Source organism: Mesorhizobium sp. M8A.F.Ca.ET.208.01.1.1 (assembly GCF_004791315.1).
In the GTDB taxonomy this organism is placed as follows: Bacteria; Pseudomonadota; Alphaproteobacteria; order Rhizobiales; family Rhizobiaceae; genus Mesorhizobium.
Genome location: NZ_SRUT01000360.1, coordinates 1 through 290, shown reverse-complemented (window position 1 = coordinate 290; position 290 = coordinate 1). Strand labels below are relative to the sequence as shown.

Annotated in this window: 1 protein-coding gene; it reads right to left on the bottom strand. The window is 61.0% G+C overall.

Going from position 1 to position 290, the window contains the following annotated elements; all coding sequences use genetic code 11:
- Window positions 1–95: 95 nt before the first annotated feature.
- Window positions 96–290: aldo/keto reductase (locus EN851_RS35650; protein WP_348630752.1), on the bottom strand; the 195-nt coding region annotated here is incomplete at its 5' end.

The window sequence follows — 290 nt, the reverse complement described above, 5'->3', positions numbered from 1 at the left end:
CGATCTCTGATCTGAAGTCTGCTGCACGCCTGCTGGCGACGCTGCGTTAGAGATGGCAGTTCACCTTTCCGTGAAACGCTGAACTGCTCCAGGCTTTACATCTCTTTTTCCCACCAGCCGCGGGTGTTCACGTTGGTGGCGCCGGCAAGAGCTTCCAACTGTGCGATGTCGTCGCTGGTGAGCGCGATGCTGCTGGCCCGGACCAGACCATCGACATGATAGGGCTTGGTGACGCCGACGATTGGCGTCGTGCTCTTGGCGATGGCCCAGGCTGTCGCGACATCGGGCGC